20 protein-coding genes and 1 riboswitch are annotated in these 17,649 nt (G+C 62.3%); of the genes, 16 read left to right on the top strand and 4 right to left on the bottom strand.

The genetic code is table 11. The features are described 5' to 3' along the window. The first annotated feature begins 209 nt into the window (after positions 1–209). A complete protein-coding gene (locus tag ACK6BI_RS12525) occupies positions 210–830 on the top strand; it encodes a C40 family peptidase (RefSeq protein ID WP_409317281.1) in 621 nt (206 codons plus the stop codon). A 218-nt stretch (positions 831–1,048) separates the two neighbouring features. After that, the gene (locus tag ACK6BI_RS12530; protein ID WP_260522755.1) at positions 1,049–1,585 is read left to right on the top strand and encodes a C40 family peptidase; all 537 of its coding nucleotides are present in this window, start codon (positions 1,049–1,051) and stop codon (positions 1,583–1,585) included. 66 nt (positions 1,586–1,651) lie between these two features. Here ACK6BI_RS12530 and ACK6BI_RS12535 read toward each other — a convergent pair whose 3' ends face one another. Both ACK6BI_RS12535 and ACK6BI_RS12540 read right to left on the bottom strand, forming a co-directional pair. Next, positions 1,652–2,965, bottom strand: coding sequence for a PQQ-dependent sugar dehydrogenase (locus tag ACK6BI_RS12535; RefSeq protein WP_409317282.1), 1,314 nt, complete (start codon positions 2,963–2,965; stop codon positions 1,652–1,654). Between the two features lie 66 nt (positions 2,966–3,031). After that, entirely contained in the window at positions 3,032–3,616 is a 585-nt protein-coding gene (locus ACK6BI_RS12540) for a hypothetical protein (RefSeq protein ID WP_065260444.1), read from the bottom strand. Between the two features lie 166 nt (positions 3,617–3,782). Further along, positions 3,783–4,009: riboswitch (cobalamin riboswitch) on the top strand. A gap of 79 nt (positions 4,010–4,088) precedes the next feature. Here ACK6BI_RS12540 and cobO point away from each other — a divergent pair. The 14 genes from cobO to ACK6BI_RS12610 all read left to right on the top strand — a co-directional run bounded on the left by cobO (position 4,089) and on the right by ACK6BI_RS12610 (position 15,441). Continuing rightward, entirely contained in the window at positions 4,089–4,700 is a 612-nt protein-coding gene (gene cobO / locus ACK6BI_RS12545) for a cob(I)yrinic acid a,c-diamide adenosyltransferase (protein ID WP_409317283.1), read from the top strand. Next, positions 4,697–5,992, top strand: a complete 1,296-nt coding sequence (locus ACK6BI_RS12550) for a cobyrinate a,c-diamide synthase (RefSeq protein WP_409317284.1) — start codon at positions 4,697–4,699, stop codon at positions 5,990–5,992. The genes cobO and ACK6BI_RS12550 overlap by 4 nt, the downstream gene beginning before the upstream one ends. After that, positions 5,989–6,639 carry a 5,6-dimethylbenzimidazole synthase gene (gene bluB / locus ACK6BI_RS12555; protein ID WP_409317285.1) on the top strand — a complete coding sequence of 217 codons (651 nt, stop codon included), beginning with the start codon at positions 5,989–5,991 and terminating at the stop codon, positions 6,637–6,639. Before ACK6BI_RS12550 ends, bluB begins: the two co-directional genes overlap by 4 nt. Further along, complete coding sequence (gene cbiB / locus ACK6BI_RS12560; RefSeq protein WP_409317286.1) at positions 6,636–7,544, top strand: adenosylcobinamide-phosphate synthase CbiB; 909 nt, start codon at positions 6,636–6,638, stop codon at positions 7,542–7,544. Before bluB ends, cbiB begins: the two co-directional genes overlap by 4 nt. Further along, the gene (gene cobD / locus ACK6BI_RS12565; protein WP_409317287.1) at positions 7,537–8,547 is read left to right on the top strand and encodes a threonine-phosphate decarboxylase CobD; all 1,011 of its coding nucleotides are present in this window, start codon (positions 7,537–7,539) and stop codon (positions 8,545–8,547) included. Before cbiB ends, cobD begins: the two co-directional genes overlap by 8 nt. Then, entirely contained in the window at positions 8,544–9,995 is a 1,452-nt protein-coding gene (locus ACK6BI_RS12570) for a cobyric acid synthase (protein WP_409317288.1), read from the top strand. The genes cobD and ACK6BI_RS12570 overlap by 4 nt, the downstream gene beginning before the upstream one ends. A 121-nt stretch (positions 9,996–10,116) precedes the next feature. Continuing rightward, a complete protein-coding gene (cobU, locus tag ACK6BI_RS12575) occupies positions 10,117–10,638 on the top strand; it encodes a bifunctional adenosylcobinamide kinase/adenosylcobinamide-phosphate guanylyltransferase (RefSeq protein ID WP_409317289.1) in 522 nt (173 codons plus the stop codon). Continuing rightward, complete coding sequence (cobT, locus tag ACK6BI_RS12580; RefSeq protein WP_409317290.1) at positions 10,635–11,690, top strand: nicotinate-nucleotide--dimethylbenzimidazole phosphoribosyltransferase; 1,056 nt, start codon at positions 10,635–10,637, stop codon at positions 11,688–11,690. The genes cobU and cobT overlap by 4 nt, the downstream gene beginning before the upstream one ends. Further along, the gene (gene cobC / locus ACK6BI_RS12585) at positions 11,687–12,262 is read left to right on the top strand and encodes an alpha-ribazole phosphatase family protein (protein ID WP_409317291.1); all 576 of its coding nucleotides are present in this window, start codon (positions 11,687–11,689) and stop codon (positions 12,260–12,262) included. The genes cobT and cobC overlap by 4 nt, the downstream gene beginning before the upstream one ends. Before the next feature lies 1 nt (position 12,263). Continuing rightward, on the top strand, positions 12,264–12,995 hold the full coding sequence (locus ACK6BI_RS12590) for an adenosylcobinamide-GDP ribazoletransferase (RefSeq protein WP_409317292.1): 732 nt from the start codon (positions 12,264–12,266) through the stop codon (positions 12,993–12,995). 43 nt (positions 12,996–13,038) lie between these two features. Then, positions 13,039–13,443: a MarR family winged helix-turn-helix transcriptional regulator gene (locus tag ACK6BI_RS12595; RefSeq protein WP_065260433.1), complete on the top strand. Its 405-nt coding sequence runs from the start codon at positions 13,039–13,041 to the stop codon at positions 13,441–13,443. A gap of 54 nt (positions 13,444–13,497) precedes the next feature. Continuing rightward, a complete protein-coding gene (locus ACK6BI_RS12600) occupies positions 13,498–14,706 on the top strand; it encodes an MFS transporter (RefSeq protein ID WP_409317293.1) in 1,209 nt (402 codons plus the stop codon). After that, complete coding sequence (locus tag ACK6BI_RS12605) at positions 14,703–14,828, top strand: hypothetical protein (RefSeq protein ID WP_409317294.1); 126 nt, start codon at positions 14,703–14,705, stop codon at positions 14,826–14,828. The genes ACK6BI_RS12600 and ACK6BI_RS12605 overlap by 4 nt, the downstream gene beginning before the upstream one ends. A gap of 52 nt (positions 14,829–14,880) precedes the next feature. Continuing rightward, the gene (locus ACK6BI_RS12610) at positions 14,881–15,441 is read left to right on the top strand and encodes a glutathione peroxidase (protein ID WP_409317295.1); all 561 of its coding nucleotides are present in this window, start codon (positions 14,881–14,883) and stop codon (positions 15,439–15,441) included. A gap of 97 nt (positions 15,442–15,538) precedes the next feature. Here the strand turns inward: ACK6BI_RS12610 and ACK6BI_RS12615 are convergent, their stop codons facing one another. Then, positions 15,539–16,810 (bottom strand): OmpP1/FadL family transporter, encoded by a 1,272-nt coding sequence (locus tag ACK6BI_RS12615; RefSeq protein ID WP_409317296.1) that lies wholly within the window; start codon positions 16,808–16,810, stop codon positions 15,539–15,541. Between the two features lie 146 nt (positions 16,811–16,956). Continuing rightward, positions 16,957–17,439, bottom strand: a complete 483-nt coding sequence (locus ACK6BI_RS12620; protein ID WP_409317297.1) for a hypothetical protein — start codon at positions 17,437–17,439, stop codon at positions 16,957–16,959. Positions 17,440–17,649 lie beyond the last annotated feature (210 nt).

Here is a 17,649-nt window from a genome sequence, read left to right on the forward strand (position 1 = left end):
GGGGGTTCAGCGGTTTTTGGCGGATTTCGGGCGCCAGAAAACCCGCTTTCCTGCGCACTGCGCAGGCCGCGTCTGGATTCAAACAGGCTTAAGCGCTTAGATGTAAACGAGAAACCGGGAAGTCACAAAAAGATCGATTGAATTTGCAAATGAGGCTGATAGCGGGCATAGTCTCGACTTCTTTACAACTAACAGCCACGGTCGTGCCCATGCTAAAGCGCTTCGCACCCCTCGTGCCTCTCGCACTCGTCACCCTGTTGTTCGGTTGCGCTGCTCATTCACCTGTCGATCAAGAGCAGCAACAACAGGTTAAAAATTCTGCTACCGCCCAGTCTTCCGTCATTTACCAGGAAGAGCTGGACACCGAAAAGGAACTGGCCGCCTTCAACGGCAAGAAGCCTTACCAGCTTCCGGTTCTGGCCGACAGTATTCTTGAGCGCGGCATGTCCCTGATCGGTACCCGTTACCGTTTCGGCGGCACCTCTGAAGCCGGGTTCGATTGCAGCGGGTTCATCGGCTACCTGTTCCGCGAAGAGGCCGGCATGAATCTGCCGCGTTCCACTCGCGAAATGATCAACGTGGATGCGCCTCTGGTAGCGCGCAGCAACCTCGAGCCAGGTGATTTGCTGTTCTTCGCCACCAATGGTCGTCGCGGTCGTGTCAGTCACGCGGGGATCTACCTGGGCGACAACCAGTTCATCCACTCCAGCAGTCGTCGCAGCGGCGGTGTCCGCATCGACAGTCTGGGTGACAGCTACTGGAGCAAGTCCTTCATCGAAGCCAAGCGCGCTTTGGCGAACGCTCCAACCGTGGTTACCGCTCGCAAGTAATCACGCCTTTGTCGCCACGTTCGTGGCGACAAGCGGTACCTCCGGGGCAATAGACATGAACTTTACAAGGTGAAGTTAAAGTCTTACTTGAAGTTTGCCGCGTAGCCGCTAGAATCCTGATCTATATTGATGGCAAACCGCCTGCGTCCCAACGCAGGCGGTTTTGTTTTCTGTCGAATCGGCAGTGAAAGCCGCAGCCAGATCAGGATGTTCTGCTTATGACGATGCCGGCCCGCCTCACCCTGATGTTCTTCGCAGCGCTGCTCAGCGCCTGCGCCAGCCGTACTCCGCCGCCAGCCCCCGTGGTTCGCGCGCCGATTGTGTTCGGATCCTCCCAGGCCTTTTCTCCGGCTGCCGAAGACGTGCTGTTCCGTGCGCTCGGGCTGGTGGGCACGCCTTATCGCTGGGGTGGCAACACACCCGATTCCGGTTTCGATTGCAGCGGTCTGATCGGTTTTGTGTACCGCGATGCCGCCGGCATCAGCCTGCCGCGTTCGACGCGCGAGATGATCGTCATGCAGGCGCCGAATGTCGGCAAGGAAGGGCTGCAGACCGGTGACCTGATCTTCTTTGCCACCAACGGCGGCTCTCAGGTCAGCCATGCGGGGATTTATGTAGGGGAAGGGCGCTTTGTTCATGCGCCGGCCACGGGGGGTACGGTGAAGCTGGACAGCCTGTCGAAAGCTTATTGGCAAAAAGCCTATCTGAGCGCCAAGCGCGTTTTGCAGCCGGAGCATCTGGCGCACAACCCGTAACGCTGCGAATCAAGAAAAACCGTGGGAGCCCATTGGCTCCCACGGTTTTTTTGTTTCAGGGCCGCGTTATTTAGCCGCTGAAACTCGCCACACCTTGTTCCCCACATCGTCCGCCACCAGCAATCCACCTTGCTGGTCGATCACCACGCCGACCGGGCGACCCATGGCGTTCTCGTCCTTGTCGAGAAAACCGCTCAGAACATCCACTGGCGTTCCGCTCGGCTTGCCGGCCACAAAGGGCACGAAGATCACCTTGTAACCACTGTGCGGCTTGCGGTTCCACGAACCGTGCTGGCCGATGAACGCACCTTCCTTGAATTGGGCCGGCAGCGTGTTGCCCTCGGCGAAGGACAGGCCCAGTGAGGCCGTGTGTGGGCCGACGGCGTAGTCCGGTGCAATGGCCTTGGCCACCAGGTCCAGGTTTTGCGGTTTCACGCGCACATCGACGTGCTGGCCGTAATAGCTGAAAGGCCAGCCATAGAAACCGCCGTCCTTGACCGAGGTGATGTAGTCCGGCACCAGATCACTGCCGATTTCGTCCCGTTCGTTGACGGCGGTCCACAGTGCGCCACTTTGCGGTTCCCAGGCCAGGCCATTGGGGTTGCGGAGGCCAGAGGCGAAGATCCGGTGATTGCCGCTGGCGCGATCCACTTCCCAGATTGCGGCGCGGCCTTCTTCCTGATCCAGGCCGTTTTCGCCGACGTTGCTGTTCGAGCCGACAGTGACGTAAAGCTTGCTGCCGTCCTTGCTGGCGATGACGTTCTTGGTCCAGTGGTGGTTGAGCGGGCCACCCGGCAGATCCACGATCTTGATCGGCTGGCTCTTGATTTCCGTTGCGCCGGGTTCGTAGTGAAAACGCAGCAAGCGGTCGGTGTCGGCGACGTACAGGTCATTGCCGACCAATGTCATCCCGAACGGCGAATTGAGGTTCTGCAGGAACACCGTACGCGTCTCGGCCACGCCGTCGTGATCGGCATCACGCAGCAGGGTGATGCGGTTCGGGCTCGGTACGCCGGCGCCGGCGCGGCCCATGACTTTCTTCATCACCCAGCCGCGAATGCCTTTGCTGTCCTCTGGTTTCGGCGGGGCATTGGTTTCGGCCACCAGTACGTCGCCATTGGGCAGCACGTAGAGCCAGCGCGGGTGATCAAGGTTCTCGGCAAATGCCGCTACCTGAGTGCCTGCCGCCGGTGTCGGTTTCGCGCCGGCCGGCCAGCCGATCGCCGGGGCGATGTTCACTGTCGGGATCAGGGTTTTGTTCGGTTCGGGCAGTTTGGGAGACGGGCCGGTGCCGTCCGAGACTTGCAGGCTGGAGGATTCGCCGCAGGCGCTGAGCCCGCCGGCGAGTGCGATGACGAAAAGGAGGTGGGGCTTGCGCATTGCTGATCTTCCCTATGAATGCATTCCTGATCATAGAGAAGTGCGCGAGCCCGATGGTTCAACTCCTCAGCCGCGAGCTTCCTTGAACAGCACGGCGATACCGGGGTGATAGTTGCCGGCCTCGCTGCGCAATTTGCGGTAGGCGTAGGGGAAATACCAGGCGACGGCGCAGGTGTGTTCCTTTTGCAGGTCGTCGACCATGTCCTGCAGTTCTTCCGGGCTGGCGCTGTGCTGGGCTTTCTGCGGAGCGACGAACAGGCAGCCGAGCTTGAGATCGCTGGCGTAGCTGATGCGCTTCGCGTCACTGGTGATATCGGCCAGCGCCTGGGTCAGGTGCAGGCTGTTGACCCGCGGCCAGCGCTGGGTCGCCTGGATGTAGGCGCGATCTTCGGCGCCGGCCAGGAACAGGTCGGCCCGGGCATTGCGTTCGCCTTCTTCATTCTGTTTGCGGGTGGCGGTGTCGCGCAGGGTCACCAGTTCGGCCATCCAGGCGGCGGCGGACAGCAGGCCGAGGTTGGCTTTCTCGTCGTGCCAGTAGGGTGTGTCGTTGTCGCCGCGCACGGCGTTGTAGCGGTCGATGCAGTCGAACCAGCGTTCCAGCACCGGGCGCAGGAATTCCAGCCGCGGATTGCTGATGATCATGCCTTGCATGGTGCTCTCCCTTGTTATTGTGATGTGCTCTCTGCAGTCAAAAAGCATGGCTCTTTGATATCACTGCTGACAGTGTGGCACAAGATTGGCGTCAGATAATTGATCGGCGGCAGTTATTTGCCGCGCGGCACCCTCTTCATTTGACGCTCCACCCCCAACCCTCTAACCTTCGCGGCTTGTTTCAGGTGCTCTGTGACCCCTGTCGACAGAGTGAAACAGGGAAGCCGGTGAGGATTGTCTTCACGCGAAGAACCATCACGATCCCGGCGCTGCCCCCGCAACGGTAAATGAGTGAAAGCTGCGTTCGATGCCACTGCTGCAAAGCGGGAAGGCGCGCAGCCAGGCGCGAGCCGCTCATGAGCCCGGAGACCGGCCTGATCCATCCAGCGGCATCACGGTGGGCGATGCCAGGCTTGTTGCCGTCTATTCTTGTGCCTGCCCGCCGTTATCCAGCCTCAACGGAGAGCTCCCCATGACTGATTCCCTCGAACGCGACGAGCGTCACCTGGCCCGCATGCAGCGCAAAAAAGCCGTGATCGACGAGCGCATTGCCAATTCGCCAGACGAATGCGGCCTGGTGCTGGTGCTGACCGGCAACGGCAAAGGCAAAAGCAGTTCGGCGTTCGGCATGCTTGCCCGCGCCATGGGCCACGGTATGCAGTGTGGCGTGGTGCAGTTCATCAAGGGCCGCAACAGCACCGGGGAAGAGCTGTTCTTCCGCCGCTTCCCCGAGCAGGTGCGCTTTCATGTGATGGGCGAAGGCTTCACCTGGGAAACCCAGGACCGCCAGCGCGACATCGCTGCCGCCGAGGCTGCCTGGGAGGTCTCCCGCGAGTTGCTGCGTGATCCGTCGATCGGTCTGGTGGTGCTCGATGAGCTGAACATCGCCCTCAAGCACGGTTACCTCGACCTGGATCGGGTGCTCAGCGACTTGCAGGCCCGCCCGCCGATGCAACACGTGATCGTCACCGGCCGCGCCGCCAAACCGGAAATGATCGAGATGGGCGACACCGTCACCGAAATGGGCATGATCAAGCACGCCTTCCAGGCCGGTATCAAAGCGCAGAAAGGCGTCGAACTTTGAATCAGCCTCGTCACTGTCCGGCGGTCCTGATCGCCGCGCCGGCCTCCGGCCAGGGCAAAACCACCGTCACCGCCGCGCTGGCCCGCCTGCACCGCAATCAGGGGCGCAGGGTTCGGGTGTTCAAGTGCGGTCCGGATTTTCTCGACCCGATGATCCTCGAGCGGGCCAGCGGTGCACCGGTCTATCAACTGGACATGTGGATGGTCGGCGAGCAGGAAAGCCGTCGCCTGTTGTGGGAAGCCGCCGCTGAGGCCGATCTGATCCTGATCGAAGGCGTGATGGGCTTGTTCGACGGCACACCCTCGAGCGCCGATCTGGCCCGGCATTTCGGTGTTCCTGTGCTCGGCGTGATCGACGGCACCGCCATGGCCCAGACGTTCGGTGCGCTGGCCCTGGGCCTGGCGCGCTATCAGCCGGACTTGCCGTTCGCCGGCGTGCTGGCCAATCGCGTCGGCACCGTGCGTCATGCGCAATTGCTCGAAGGCAGTCTCACCGAAGGTTTGCGCTGGTACGGCGCGCTGTCCCGGGAAACCGGGATCGAGTTGCCAAGCCGCCACCTCGGCCTTGTGCAGGCCAGCGAACTCAATGACCTCGATGTGCGCCTCGACGCCGCCGCCGAAGCGCTGGCCGGCACATGCGAGGTCGCGCTGCCGCCGGCCGTCGAATTCGCCGCGCCTGAAATCGTGAAGACCGAGAGACTGCTCGAAGGTGTGCGCATTGCTGTCGCCCGTGACGAAGCCTTCGCTTTCACTTATGGCGCCAGTCTCGATCTGTTGCGGGCGATGGGCGCGCAATTGAATTTCTTCTCGCCGATCCGCGACACGGCGTTGCCCGAGGCTGACAGTCTGTATTTGCCTGGCGGTTATCCGGAACTGCACCACGTTGCCTTGTCGCAAAACACCCGCATGCTTGAAGCCATCCGCGCGCATCATGTCGCCGGCAAGCCGCTGCTCGCCGAGTGTGGCGGCATGCTCTATCTGCTGGATGCGCTGACCGATGTCGAAGGCACCCGCGCCGAACTGGTCGGTTTGCTCAAGGGGGATGCGGTGATGCAAAAGCGCCTGGCGGCACTGGCGTTGCAGTCTGTCGAACTGCCGGAAGGCCTGCTGCGCGGCCACACCTATCACCATTCCCTGACCACCACGGAACTGACGCCCATCGCCCGAGGCCACAGCCCCAACGGTGGGCGCGGGGCGGAGGCGGTGTATCGCGAAGGAAGGATGACAGCTTCCTACGTGCACTTTTATTTCCCGTCGAATCCGTCGGCGATCGCTGCGCTGTTGGTGCCATGACCGACAACGCATTCACTGAGTCCGAGCGCGCAGCGGTCTACCGCGCCATCGCCGAACGCCGCGACATGCGCCACTTCATCGGCGGCACGGTCGAGCCCCGATTGCTGCGCCGATTGCTTGAGGCCGCGCATCAGGCACCGAGCGTCGGCCTGATGCAGCCGTGGCGCTTCATTCGCATCAGCGACCGCGCCTTGCGTGGTCAGATCCGCAATCTTGTAGAGGAAGAACGCGTGCGCACCGCCGAGGCCCTTGGCGAGCGCAGTGACGAGTTCATGAAACTCAAGGTCGAAGGCATCAATGACTGCGCCGAAGTGCTGGTTGCTGCGTTGATGGATGATCGCGAACGGCACATTTTCGGCCGCCGCACGCTGCCGGAAATGGACATGGCGTCGCTGTCCTGCGCGATCCAGAACCTGTGGCTGGCCGCTCGCGCCGAAGGCCTGGGCATGGGCTGGGTGTCGCTGTTCGAGCCGCAGGCCCTGGCCGATCTGTTGAAGCTGCCGGCAGGGGCCAAGCCGCTGGCGGTGCTTTGCCTGGGGCCGGTCGAGGCATTCTATCCGGCGCCGATGCTGGTACTCGACGGCTGGGCGCAGGAGCGTCCGCTCAGTGAGCTGCTGTATGAAAATATTTGGGGAGTGAATCAATGAGCGTGGCGTTGCTGAGTGTCGCCGCTGTTGCGCTGGATGCGCTGCTGGGTGAACCGAAACGTTGGCATCCGCTGGTGGCGTTCGGCAATTTCGCCGGGCGCATCGAGCAACGTTTCAACACCGGCGGGCGCGGCTGGCGCAGCCATGGGGTCACAGCGTGGGTGATCGCGGTCCTGCCGCTGACCCTGCTCGCCACGGCATTGTCCTGGGCACCGTATGTGGGCTGGATCGTCGAGATCGTCGCGCTGTATTGCGCCCTCGGCATGCGCAGCCTCGGTGAGCACGTCGAGCCGGTGGCCAAGGCCCTGCGCAGCGATGATCTGGAGGAGGCGCGCAAGCGCGTGGGTTTTCTCGTCAGCCGCCAAACCAGTGAACTGGACAGCACCGCCGTCGCCCGTGCTGCCACCGAGTCGGTGCTGGAAAACGGCAGCGATGCGGTGTTCGCCGCGATCTTCTGGTTTGTCGTGGCCGGTGCGCCGGGCGTGGTGCTCTATCGCCTGAGCAACACCCTCGACGCGATGTGGGGTTACCGCAATGAACGTTTCGAGCGTTTCGGCTGGGCCGCGGCAAAAATCGACGATGTCCTCAACTATATTCCTGCGCGTCTGGTGGCGTTGACCTACGCGCTGCTGGGCAAGACCCGACTCGCGCTGAAATGCTGGCGTAGCCAGGGCCCGACATGGGACAGCCCGAACGCCGGTCCGGTGATGGCTGCCGGCGCAGGTGCCTTGGGCGTCGAGCTGGGTGGCCCGGCGATCTATCACGGTGAGCTGCACGAGCGTCCGCAACTGGGCGAGGGCGCGCCGGCGGATGCCGATTCCATCGATCGCGGCTGGCAATTGGTTCAGCGCGGGGTATGGTTATGGCTGCTGATTCTCTGCGTGGGGGCTGAATTCTATGCTTGAGCACGGTGGCCGGCTGCGCAGGGCGGCGCGCGAATACGGCATCGCGGAAGAAGACTGGCTCGACCTGTCCACCGGACTGGCGCCGTGGCCGTTCCCGGTGCCGCAGATCCCGTTGCGGGCCTGGGCACGTCTGCCGGAAACCGATGACGGTCTGGAGCAGGCGGCGTGCGACTACTACGGTGCCGCGCAGGTGCTGCCGGTGGCCGGTTCGCAGATGGCCATTCAGTTGCTGCCGCGCCTGCGCAGGGCCGGCAAGGTCGGCGTGCTGTCGCCGTGTTATGCCGAACATGCCGAAGCCTGGCGGCGCAGCGGCTACATCGTTCGCGAAGTACTGGAGCAGGAAGTCGAGTTTTTCCTCGACAGCCTCGACGTGCTGGTGGTGGTCAACCCGAACAACCCTACGGGCCTGAGTCTGACCCCGGCGCGTCTGCTCGACTGGCACGCGCGGCTGGCCCAGCGCGGTGGCTGGCTGGTGGTCGATGAAGCGTTCATGGACAACACGCCGCAACTGAGTCTGGCGCCGCATACCCATCAGGTCGGGCTGATCGTGTTGCGTTCGTTCGGCAAGTTCTTCGGGCTGGCCGGTGTGCGGCTGGGGTTCGTGCTGGCCGAGCGCAAGTTGCTCAGGTTGCTGGCCGAGCAGGTGGGGCCCTGGGCTGTCAGCGGGCCGACCCGGGTGCTGGGACAGGCGTGCCTGCAAGACACTGAAGGTCATACACGTCAGCGGATCCGCAGCGACGAAGCCAGCGGGCGCTTGGCGGCGCTGCTCGAGCGCTATGGCTTCAAGCCCCAGGGCGGCTGCGCGCTGTTTCAGTGGCTGATCACCGAGCATGCTTACGCACTGTATGAATTCATGGCCCGGCGCGGCATCCTGCTGCGTCTCTTCACGCACAACAGCAGCCTGCGTTTCGGCCTGCCGGCCAATGCCGCCGATGAGGTGCGTCTTGAACAGGCCTTGCAAGCTTTCGCCGTGGACCGCTCGATGGAAAAGACACCCGCATGACCACTTTAATGGTGCAGGGCACCACCTCCGACGCCGGCAAAAGTACGCTGGTGACCGCGCTGTGCCGCTGGGCGACCCGTCAGGGCGTCGCCGTGGTGCCATTCAAACCGCAGAACATGGCGCTCAACAGCGCGGTGACTGCCGACGGCGGCGAGATCGGCCGGGCGCAAGCGGTGCAGGCGCAGGCCTGCGGTCTTGAACCGCACACCGACATGAACCCGGTACTGCTCAAGCCCAACAGCGACACCGGTGCTCAGGTCATCATCCACGGTCGCGCGGTCACCAGCATGAACGCCGTCGCCTATCACGACTACAAAGCCATCGCCATGCAGGCCGTGCTGGCTTCTCACGAGCGCTTGAGCGCTGCGTATCCGCTAGTGATGGTCGAGGGCGCGGGCTCGCCGGCAGAGATCAATCTGCGCGCCGGCGACATCGCCAATATGGGCTTCGCCGAAGCGGTGGACTGCCCGGTGCTGCTGATTGCCGACATCAACCGTGGCGGCGTGTTTGCCCATCTGGTGGGCACGCTGGAATTGCTGTCGCCGAGCGAGCAGGCGCGGGTGAAGGGCTTTGTCATCAACCGCTTTCGTGGCGACATCGCTTTGCTGCAACCGGGCCTCGACTGGCTGGAGCAGCGCACCGGCAAACCGGTGGTGGGTGTGTTGCCTTATGTGATGGATCTGCATCTGGAGGCCGAGGACGGTATTGACCAGCGTCAGACCGACAAGGCCGAGCAAGTCTTGAAAGTGGTGGTGCCGGTGCTGCCGCGCATCAGCAATCACACCGATTTCGATCCGCTGCGGCTGCATCCGCAAGTGGACCTGCAATTCATCGGCCCGGGGCAAGCGATTCCGCCAGCCGATCTGATCATCCTGCCAGGCTCGAAAAGCGTGCGCAGCGATCTGGCTTATCTGCGCGGCAATGGCTGGGAAACCGCCATCAGTCGGCATCTGCGCTATGGCGGCAAGCTGCTGGGGATTTGCGGTGGCCTGCAAATGCTCGGCGAGCAGGTGCATGATCCGCTGGGCCTGGAAGGCGCGCCGGGTTCCAGCGCAGGTTTCGGTCTGCTGGCATTTGAAACGCAGCTTGAAGCCGAGAAGCAGTTGCGCAATGTGCGCGGGCGCCTGGCGCTGGAGGATGCCGAGGTCAGCGGTTATGAAATTCATGCCGGTGTGACGACGGGGCCAGCGTTGGAAAATGCCGCTGTCCATCTGGATGACGGTCGCTGTGATGGAGCGCAAAGTCTCGACGGGCAGATTTTCGGTACCTACCTGCATGGCCTGTTCGAATCGCCGGCGGCCAGTGCGGCGCTGCTGCGCTGGGCCGGTTTGAGTGATGTGCAGGAGGTGGATTACCACGGCCTGCGCGAGCGCGATATCGAGCGGCTGGCGGATCTGGTGGAGAAGCACCTGGATACCGATTTGTTGCGTGAACTCTGTGGAATGTGATTTGCCCATGCCGTCCTCATCGCGAGCAGGCTCGCTCCCACTTTGAAATGCGTTCCACTGTGGGAGCGAGCCTGCTCGCGAAGACGGTCGTTGTAGCACCCGATATTTATAGGATGTATTCATGCTCCAACTGATCCTGGGTGGCGCCCGCTCCGGCAAAAGTCGCCTGGCCGAAAAGCTCGCCACTGACAGCGCACTGGCCGTGACGTATATAGCCACCAGCCAGCCGCTGGATGGTGAAATGAATGAGCGCGTCGCCCATCACCGCGCCCGTCGTCCGCTTGAATGGGCGCTGATCGAAGAACCGCTGGAACTGGCCCGGGTGCTGCGCGAAACCGCCCGCACCGAACGGTGCCTGCTGGTGGATTGCCTGACGCTGTGGCTGACCAATCTGCTGATGCTCGAAGACGCCGAACGTCTCGCTGCCGAACGCGAATCTCTGCTCGAATGCCTGGCGTCGCTGCCGGGCGAAATCATTTTTGTCAGCAACGAGACCGGAATGGGTGTCGTGCCGCTGGGCGAATTGACTCGCCGCTACGTCGATGAAGCCGGTTGGCTGCATCAAGCTCTGGCCGAGCGTTGTCAGCGAGTCGTCCTGACCGTCGCCGGCCTGCCCCTGACTCTTAAAGGACCTGCGTTATGACCCAAGCCTGGTGGTTGAACCCGTGCAAACCGGTGGATACGGACGCCGTTGAAAACGCGGCGGCGCGTCAGCAGCAATTGACCAAGCCTGCCGGCTCTCTCGGGCAGCTCGAATCGGTGGCGGTGCAACTGGCCGGCCTGCAGGGCCGGATCAAGCCGACACTCGATCAGGTCTGGATCGCGATTTTTGCTGGCGACCACGGTGTTGTCGCCGAAGGGGTTTCGGCGTTTCCGCAGGAAGTCACCGGGCAGATGCTGCTGAACTTTGTCAGCGGCGGCGCGGCGATCAGCGTGCTGGCGCGGCAATTGGGTGCGCAGCTGGAAGTGGTGGATCTCGGCACCGTGACTCCGTCGCTGAACCTGCCGGGCGTGCGTCACTTGAATATTGGCCGGGGCACGGCGAATTTCGCCAAGGGGCCGGCAATGACTCCGGCTCAGGGCGAACTCGCTTTGCAGGCCGGTCGCGACAGTGTGTTGCGCGCGAAGGCAGCCGGCGCGCAATTGTTCATCGGCGGTGAAATGGGCATCGGCAACACCACGGCCGCCAGTGCGCTGGCCTGTGCGCTGCTCGATTGCCCGGTAACCCATCTGACCGGTCCCGGCACCGGGCTGAATGCCGAAGGCGTCAGCCACAAGGCGCAGGTGATCGAGCGGGCGCTGGTGTTGCACGCTTCGCAACGTGAGGATGTGTTGCAGACTCTGTGCAATCTCGGCGGCTTTGAGATTGCGGCTCTGGTCGGTGCGTATCTGGCGTGCGCTCAGGAAGGTGTAGCGGTGTTGGTGGACGGTTTCATCTGCACCGTCGCGGCGCTGGTGGCCGTTCGGCTGAATCCGGCCTGTCGTCAATGGCTGCTTTTTGGTCATCGCGGTGCCGAGCCGGGTCATCGCCATGTGCTGGAAACCCTTGGCGCTGAGCCGCTGTTGGAACTGGGCCTGCGTCTGGGCGAGGGCAGCGGTGCTGCGCTGGCGGTGCCGTTGCTGCGTCTGGCCTGTGATCTGCACGGGCAGATGGCGACCTTCGCCGAAGCCGCGGTGGCGGATCGCCCGGCATGACCTTGCGTCTGGACCTGCTGCGCCACGGTGAAACCGAACTCGGCGGTGGCCTGCGCGGCAGCCTCGACGATGCCCTGACCGAACAGGGTTGGGCACAGATGCGCGAGGCGGTGATCGGGCAGGGGCCCTGGCATCGGCTGGTCAGTTCGTCGTTGCAGCGGTGCGCGCGTTTCGCCGAAGAACTTGGCAGGCAATTGAGTTTGCCGGTCTCGCAAGACAAGGACCTGCAAGAGCTGCATTTCGGTAGCTGGGAAGGGCAGAGCGCAGCGGCGCTGATGGAGACCGATGCCGAAGCGCTCGGGCTGTTCTGGGCTGATCCGTATGGGTTCACCCCGCCTCGGGGCGAGCCGGTTGTCGAGTTCTCGGCGCGGGTGCTGGCGGCCATCACACGCTTGCATGCGGCGCATGCGGGAGAGCGACTGTTGCTGATCAGTCATGGCGGCGTCATGCGCCTGTTGCTGGCCCGCGCCCGTGGCTTGCCCCGCGAGCAGTTACTCAATGTCGAAGTCGCTCATGGCGCGCTGTTTTCACTGGTTGTCGAGGCCGATGGTTCGCTCAAGGAAGTGTGTTGACATGCTGCCCCTGTGGATCGCCCTGCAGTTTCTCAGCAGCCTGCCGATTCGTCTGCCGGGCATGCCGGCGCCTGAAGAACTCGGGCGTTCGCTGCTGTTTTATCCGCTGGTGGGCTTGCTGTTCGGTGTGATTCTCTGGGCGCTGAACTTCGCTCTGGCCGGTGCGCCCTTGCTGTTGCATGCCGCGTTGCTGTTGACGGTGTGGGTGCTGCTCAGCGGCGCCCTGCACCTGGACGGTTTGGCGGACAGTGCCGATGCGTGGCTCGGCGGCTTCGGTGATCGTGAGCGAACCCTGACGATCATGAAGGATCCGCGCAGCGGGCCGATCGCAGTGGTGACGCTGGTGCTGGTCCTGCTGCTCAAGTTCGCGGCATTGCTGGCGTTGATCGAAAAACAGCAAGGCATGGCGCTGATCATCGTGCCGCTGCTGGGGCGGGCGGCGCTGCTCGGGTTGTTTCTCACCACGACCTATGTGCGGGCCGGCGGGTTGGGGCAGGCGCTGGCCGATCATTTGCCGCGCAAGGCAGGCTGGTGGGTGCTGCTGGGCAGTGCGCTGGCGTGTGTGCTGATCGCCGGTTTCAAGGCTGTCGTAGCGCTGTCGCTGGCGGTCGTCGTATTCATCTGGTTGCGGAATCTGACGGTGCGGCGGCTGGGTGGAACCACGGGGGATACGGCGGGAGCGTTACTGGAATTGCTGGAGATGGCCGTGCTCGTCGGGCTGGCTTTGTGTTGATCTGTAACTTGATTTAACAGACTCGCGGGTATATACACGCATCATGCTTCCTTCTCAGTGTTTGTGCACCAACCTGCGTCGCGCCGCCCGTGGCGTCAGCAGGCATTACGACGGCGCTCTCGACGGCTTCGGGATCAACGTTGCCCAGTATTCTCTGCTGTGCAATCTGCAGCGTCTGGATCAACCGAGCATTTCCGAACTGGCTGAAGCCATGGGGCTGGATCGCAGCACCCTGGGGCGCAATCTGCGGGTGCTGGAAGGCGAAGGGCTGGTGGCGCTGGCCGAAGGCGAAGACATGCGCAACCGTATCGTCCGGCTTACCGAAACCGGTGTACAACGCCTGGCTGCAGCCCTGCCGGCCTGGGAAGCGGCGCAACAGCGGTTGATCGACCGACTGGGTGCCGAGAAGCGTGAAACCTTGCTGCGGCTATTGGATGAACTGGCCTGAGGGCCGGTTTTTTCCGACTTTAAGCGGGTATATACCCGCGACTGGAGAATAACAATGAGTTCGATGTGGCGTACGTGCGGTTGGGTATTGCTGGGGAGTGCGCTGATTCTGGCGTTGTCATTGGGCGTGCGGCACGGCTTCGGCCTGTTCCTGTCACCGATGAGCGCCCAGTTCGGTTGGGGGCGAGAGGTGTTCGCCTTTGCCATCGCGTTGCAGAACCTGATCTGGGGCCTGGCGCAACCTTTCACCGGTGCGCTGGCCGACCGCTTCGGCGCGGCGAAAGTGGTGCTGATCGGTGGTGTGCTCTACGCCTTGGGCCTGGTGTTCATGGGCCTGTCGGAAACGGCGTTGGGCCTGTCCCTGAGCGCTGGTTTGCTGATCGGTATCGGCCTGTCCGGCACTTCCTTCTCGGTGATTCTGGGCGTGGTCGGCCGTGCTGTGCCGCCGGAAAAACGCAGCATGGGCATGGGCATCGCAAGTGCTGCCGGTTCTTTCGGCCAATTCGCGATGCTGCCGGGCACCCTCGGGCTGATCGGCTGGCTGGGCTGGTCGGCGGCGTTGCTGGCGCTGGGCCTGCTGGTGGCGCTGATCGTGCCGCTGGTGAGCATGCTCAAGGACAAGCCGCTGCCGGTGCACGGGCATGAACAAACCCTGTCCGAAGCCCTGCGTGAAGCCTGCTCGCATTCCGGGTTCTGGCTGCTGGCGTTCGGTTTCTTCGTCTGCGGATTCCAGGTGGTGTTTATCGGCGTGCACCTGCCGGCGTATCTGGTCGATCAGCATCTGCCGGCCACCGTTGGCACCACGGTGCTGGCGTTGATCGGGCTGTTCAACATCTTCGGCACCTATACCGCCGGCTGGCTCGGCGGGCGCATGTCCAAGCCACGTCTTTTGACTGGCCTGTATCTGCTGCGGGCGGTGGTGATCGTGCTATTCCTCTGGCTGCCGGTGACGACGACCACGGCGTATCTGTTCGGCATGGCGATGGGTTTCCTGTGGCTGTCGACCGTGCCGTTGACCAACGGTACGGTGGCGACCTTGTTTGGCGTGCGAAATCTGTCCATGCTCGGCGGGATCGTGTTCCTGTTCCATCAGCTCGGCTCGTTCCTCGGCGGCTGGCTGGGCGGGGTGGTGTATGACCGGACCGGGAGTTATGACTTGATCTGGCAAGTGGCGATTCTCTTGAGCCTGTTGGCGGCCGCGCTGAACTGGCCGGTGCGCGAGCGTCCGGTCGAACGTCTGCAGGCCCGTGCGAGCGCGGCATGAAAAGAGTCTGGCCACGAATCGCCATCACCGCACTCGGCGCTGTCTTGCTGGCGCTGGTGTGGTGGGGCTGGCATCAGGGTGGCCTGGCGCTGATGCAGTTGGGCATGGGCGCTTGCGTGTAGGCTTGGAGGGCGAGTAACGTCGGGTTCTGACGATTGCTCAAGGAGGCCCGACATGCTCAAGCGCTGGTGTGCTGTTCCCGCGTTGCTGATGGCGTTGACCGGACTGGCTCGGGCCGCGGACTGTCCGGAACTGCTGCAAGGCTCGTTGCCCAAATTGCGGGCCAAGGAATCCATCGACCTGTGCCAGCGCTACGCCGACAAGCCGTTGGTGGTGATCAACACCGCCAGCTTCTGTGGCTTCGCTCCGCAGTTCGAGGGCCTTGAAGCGCTCAACCAGCGCTACAAGGCGCAAGGGCTGGAAATGCTCGGCGTGCCCTCCAATGACTTCAAGCAAGAGTCCAGGGACAGCGCCGAGACCGCCAAGGTCTGCTACGCCAACTACGGCGTGACCTTCACCATGACCGAGCCGCAGAAAGTTCGTGGTGACGATGCCACCCATCTGTTCCAGGTGCTCGCCGCGCAAAGCAGCGCGCCGAAATGGAATTTCTACAAATATGTGGTCGATCGCCAGGGCAAGGTAATAGCCAATTTCTCCAGCCTGACCAAACCGGATGATCCGGAGTTTCTTGCGGCCATTGAGAAAGCCATTGCGTCTAAACCGCTGAAACCCTGATCGATGCCCACCAAAAAGCCCCGCCTCTGCAAAGAGAGCGGGGCTTTTTGGTGGGCGAGGGCTCAGAGGGTAAAGCGCTCAGCCTCGTCGTGCAGCATCAGAAGCGGTAGGTCGCGCCTACACCGAAACCGTTTGCCGAGTTTTCATACTTGGCATCGTAGGTCTGGCCACGATTGTTTTCGTTGCGGACTTTGACCGATTCTTCCTGCAGGTACGAGTAGGCGACGTCGATGGTCAGGTCTTCGGTCGGGCTCCAGCCGGCGCCGATGCTGAAGATGGTCCGGTCACCGGTAGGAATGCGCGGCGAACGGTCGACGTTGTTGGTCGGTGCCTGGTCGAAAGTCAGACCGGTACGCAGTACCCATTCCTTGTTCAGCTGATACGAAGTACCGATGGCGTAAGCCCAGCTGTCATGCCAGTTCTGATCTTCGGTGATCTCGCCGAACTGACCGGCCAGCAGCGGCTGGACACCGGAGTTCTTTACGGTGATCTTTTCCAGCTGGCTCCAGCGGGTCCAGGTGGTACCGGCGTAGACGTTCCAGCGATCGTTGATCTCTTGGGTGACCGAGAAGTCCACGGATTCTGGTGTGGTGATCTTCAGCGAAGCGTCGTACTTCTGGCTGGCGCCCAGGCCGACGGCGGCCAGTGCGCCGTAGTTGACCTTGGTGTTGCCTTCGAGCTTGTAGTCGACCTTGGAGTGGTAGGTCAGGCCCAGGCGCGTAGTGTTGGTCGCTTGAACCAGCACACCGACGTTGTAGCCCAGCGCGGTGTCGTCACCCTTGATCTTGACCTTGCCGTCCGGCAGGGCCTGAGTGATCGACAGGTTGGACTCCAGCGAACCATCGATACGGTTGATGGTCGGACCGAAACCGACCGAAACCACATCGTTGAACTTGTAGCTGACGGTTGGCTGGAAGGTGATGACCTGGACTTTGGACTTGCTGCCGAAGTAACGGCCGGCAAAGCCTTTTTCATAGTCGGTAATCAGGCCGAAGGGTACATACACACCCAGGCCGAATGCCCAATGCTCGTCGATCGGCTTGACGTAGTAGCCCATAGGTACGGAGGTGAAGGGCACCATGTCGCCTTTGTTGCTGCCGCCGTTAGGGCTGGAGCTGGCGTGGCTGATATCGGTCTTGGCATCGAGGAATGCAACACCACCGGTGACTTGTTCGCGTGTCAGGCGCGACATGCCGGCAGGGTTGCCGTATACAGTGCTTGCGTCGTCGGCAGAAGAAGAACGCCCGGCGTAACCAATCCCCATACCCCTGATGCTGTGTTCGTTGATGGCAAAGCCAGCGGCGAAAATCTGCGTGGATGCCAGGGAAACGGCGAGGCTGATGGTGGTTTTGAGCATTACTTTTTTCATTATTAGAACTCCTGGTGATCACCGGGGCGAAAATTACCAACATTTTCGTTCCAGCGCTATAGTCCGTATTGCTTGAGTTAGAGCGGTTTTGTAGGACAATCCGACCAGATTCGCGACCTGTTGGGCGATCTTCCGGAACTGGTCGGTCAGCAGGCGACCTGATTCAGCGGTGAAACACAGGTTTGCCAGGCACAGGTGAAGTCGCGCAGGCGACCTTGGGGCTGGAAGGTCTGACGCCAGATGCGCGCCATCGCGAGCAGGTCGTCGGAAGCGGGAAGGGTGGGGCTCTGTTCTTCCACCAGCAGCCAGGCGATGGCGGTGGCGTAACGCAGATTGACGGTCAATTCGAGGTGCGGGCTGCTGAGAAACGCATGTTGGCTGGCAAGGCCGCGAACCAGGCTGGCGCGCTCCGGATCCAGCGCCAGGTAATGGTCCCAGAGTGCCTGATGGCGTTGCTCGGCAATTCGGTACAGACCGTGACCGCGGCGGTCGTGCAGGGCGGAACCCAGGGCGGACTGGCTGGCGGCAATGCCCAGCAGCAGGGATTCGGCGGTGGCGCAGTGACGTCCCAGATAGATCAGTGTCGGACGGATCACATAGCGGCACAGTTCGCTGGCAGCGATACCCATAAAACCCTCGGTTCTTGTTATTGGGCGGCGAGGCCTGAAGGGGAGCTTGGCAGCTGTGAATCGAATCAGGCCCGCCGAAAGCGGATCAAGCCGCTTGAGTTGAAGTGTAGTGTCATATTCACGACGTAAAGGCCTGTTTTTAAAATATTACCGGCGGCCAGTTATAGCCCTTATACCGGTTGGTGCTTAACAGTGAGCGATAAAAAGAGA

It is taken from the genome of Pseudomonas sp. KCJK9016, from assembly GCF_046231795.1.
Taxonomy (GTDB): Bacteria; Pseudomonadota; Gammaproteobacteria; order Pseudomonadales; family Pseudomonadaceae; genus Aquipseudomonas; species Aquipseudomonas bananamidigenes.

Excerpts from the sequence above, each read along its gene's own strand:
- cobU (WP_409317289.1), top strand. The coding sequence starts at position 10,117 with ATGCTCCAACTGATCCTGGGTGGCGCCCGCTCCGGCAAAAGTCGCCTG.
- cobC (WP_409317291.1), top strand. The coding sequence starts at position 11,687 with ATGACCTTGCGTCTGGACCTGCTGCGCCACGGTGAAACCGAACTCGGC.
- ACK6BI_RS12610 (WP_409317295.1), top strand. The coding sequence starts at position 14,881 with ATGCTCAAGCGCTGGTGTGCTGTTCCCGCGTTGCTGATGGCGTTGACC.
- cobO (WP_409317283.1), top strand. The coding sequence starts at position 4,089 with ATGACTGATTCCCTCGAACGCGACGAGCGTCACCTGGCCCGCATGCAG.
- ACK6BI_RS12615 (WP_409317296.1), bottom strand. The coding sequence starts at position 16,810 with ATGAAAAAAGTAATGCTCAAAACCACCATCAGCCTCGCCGTTTCCCTG.
- ACK6BI_RS12525 (WP_409317281.1), top strand. The coding sequence starts at position 210 with ATGCTAAAGCGCTTCGCACCCCTCGTGCCTCTCGCACTCGTCACCCTG.
- ACK6BI_RS12535 (WP_409317282.1), bottom strand. The coding sequence starts at position 2,965 with ATGCGCAAGCCCCACCTCCTTTTCGTCATCGCACTCGCCGGCGGGCTC.
- ACK6BI_RS12590 (WP_409317292.1), top strand. The coding sequence starts at position 12,264 with ATGCTGCCCCTGTGGATCGCCCTGCAGTTTCTCAGCAGCCTGCCGATT.
- ACK6BI_RS12600 (WP_409317293.1), top strand. The coding sequence starts at position 13,498 with ATGAGTTCGATGTGGCGTACGTGCGGTTGGGTATTGCTGGGGAGTGCG.
- ACK6BI_RS12620 (WP_409317297.1), bottom strand. The coding sequence starts at position 17,439 with ATGGGTATCGCTGCCAGCGAACTGTGCCGCTATGTGATCCGTCCGACA.
- ACK6BI_RS12530 (WP_260522755.1), top strand. The coding sequence starts at position 1,049 with ATGACGATGCCGGCCCGCCTCACCCTGATGTTCTTCGCAGCGCTGCTC.
- ACK6BI_RS12540 (WP_065260444.1), bottom strand. The coding sequence starts at position 3,616 with ATGCAAGGCATGATCATCAGCAATCCGCGGCTGGAATTCCTGCGCCCG.
- bluB (WP_409317285.1), top strand. The coding sequence starts at position 5,989 with ATGACCGACAACGCATTCACTGAGTCCGAGCGCGCAGCGGTCTACCGC.
- cobT (WP_409317290.1), top strand. The coding sequence starts at position 10,635 with ATGACCCAAGCCTGGTGGTTGAACCCGTGCAAACCGGTGGATACGGAC.
- cbiB (WP_409317286.1), top strand. The coding sequence starts at position 6,636 with ATGAGCGTGGCGTTGCTGAGTGTCGCCGCTGTTGCGCTGGATGCGCTG.
- ACK6BI_RS12595 (WP_065260433.1), top strand. The coding sequence starts at position 13,039 with ATGCTTCCTTCTCAGTGTTTGTGCACCAACCTGCGTCGCGCCGCCCGT.
- ACK6BI_RS12570 (WP_409317288.1), top strand. The coding sequence starts at position 8,544 with ATGACCACTTTAATGGTGCAGGGCACCACCTCCGACGCCGGCAAAAGT.
- cobD (WP_409317287.1), top strand. The coding sequence starts at position 7,537 with ATGCTTGAGCACGGTGGCCGGCTGCGCAGGGCGGCGCGCGAATACGGC.
- ACK6BI_RS12605 (WP_409317294.1), top strand. The coding sequence starts at position 14,703 with ATGAAAAGAGTCTGGCCACGAATCGCCATCACCGCACTCGGCGCTGTC.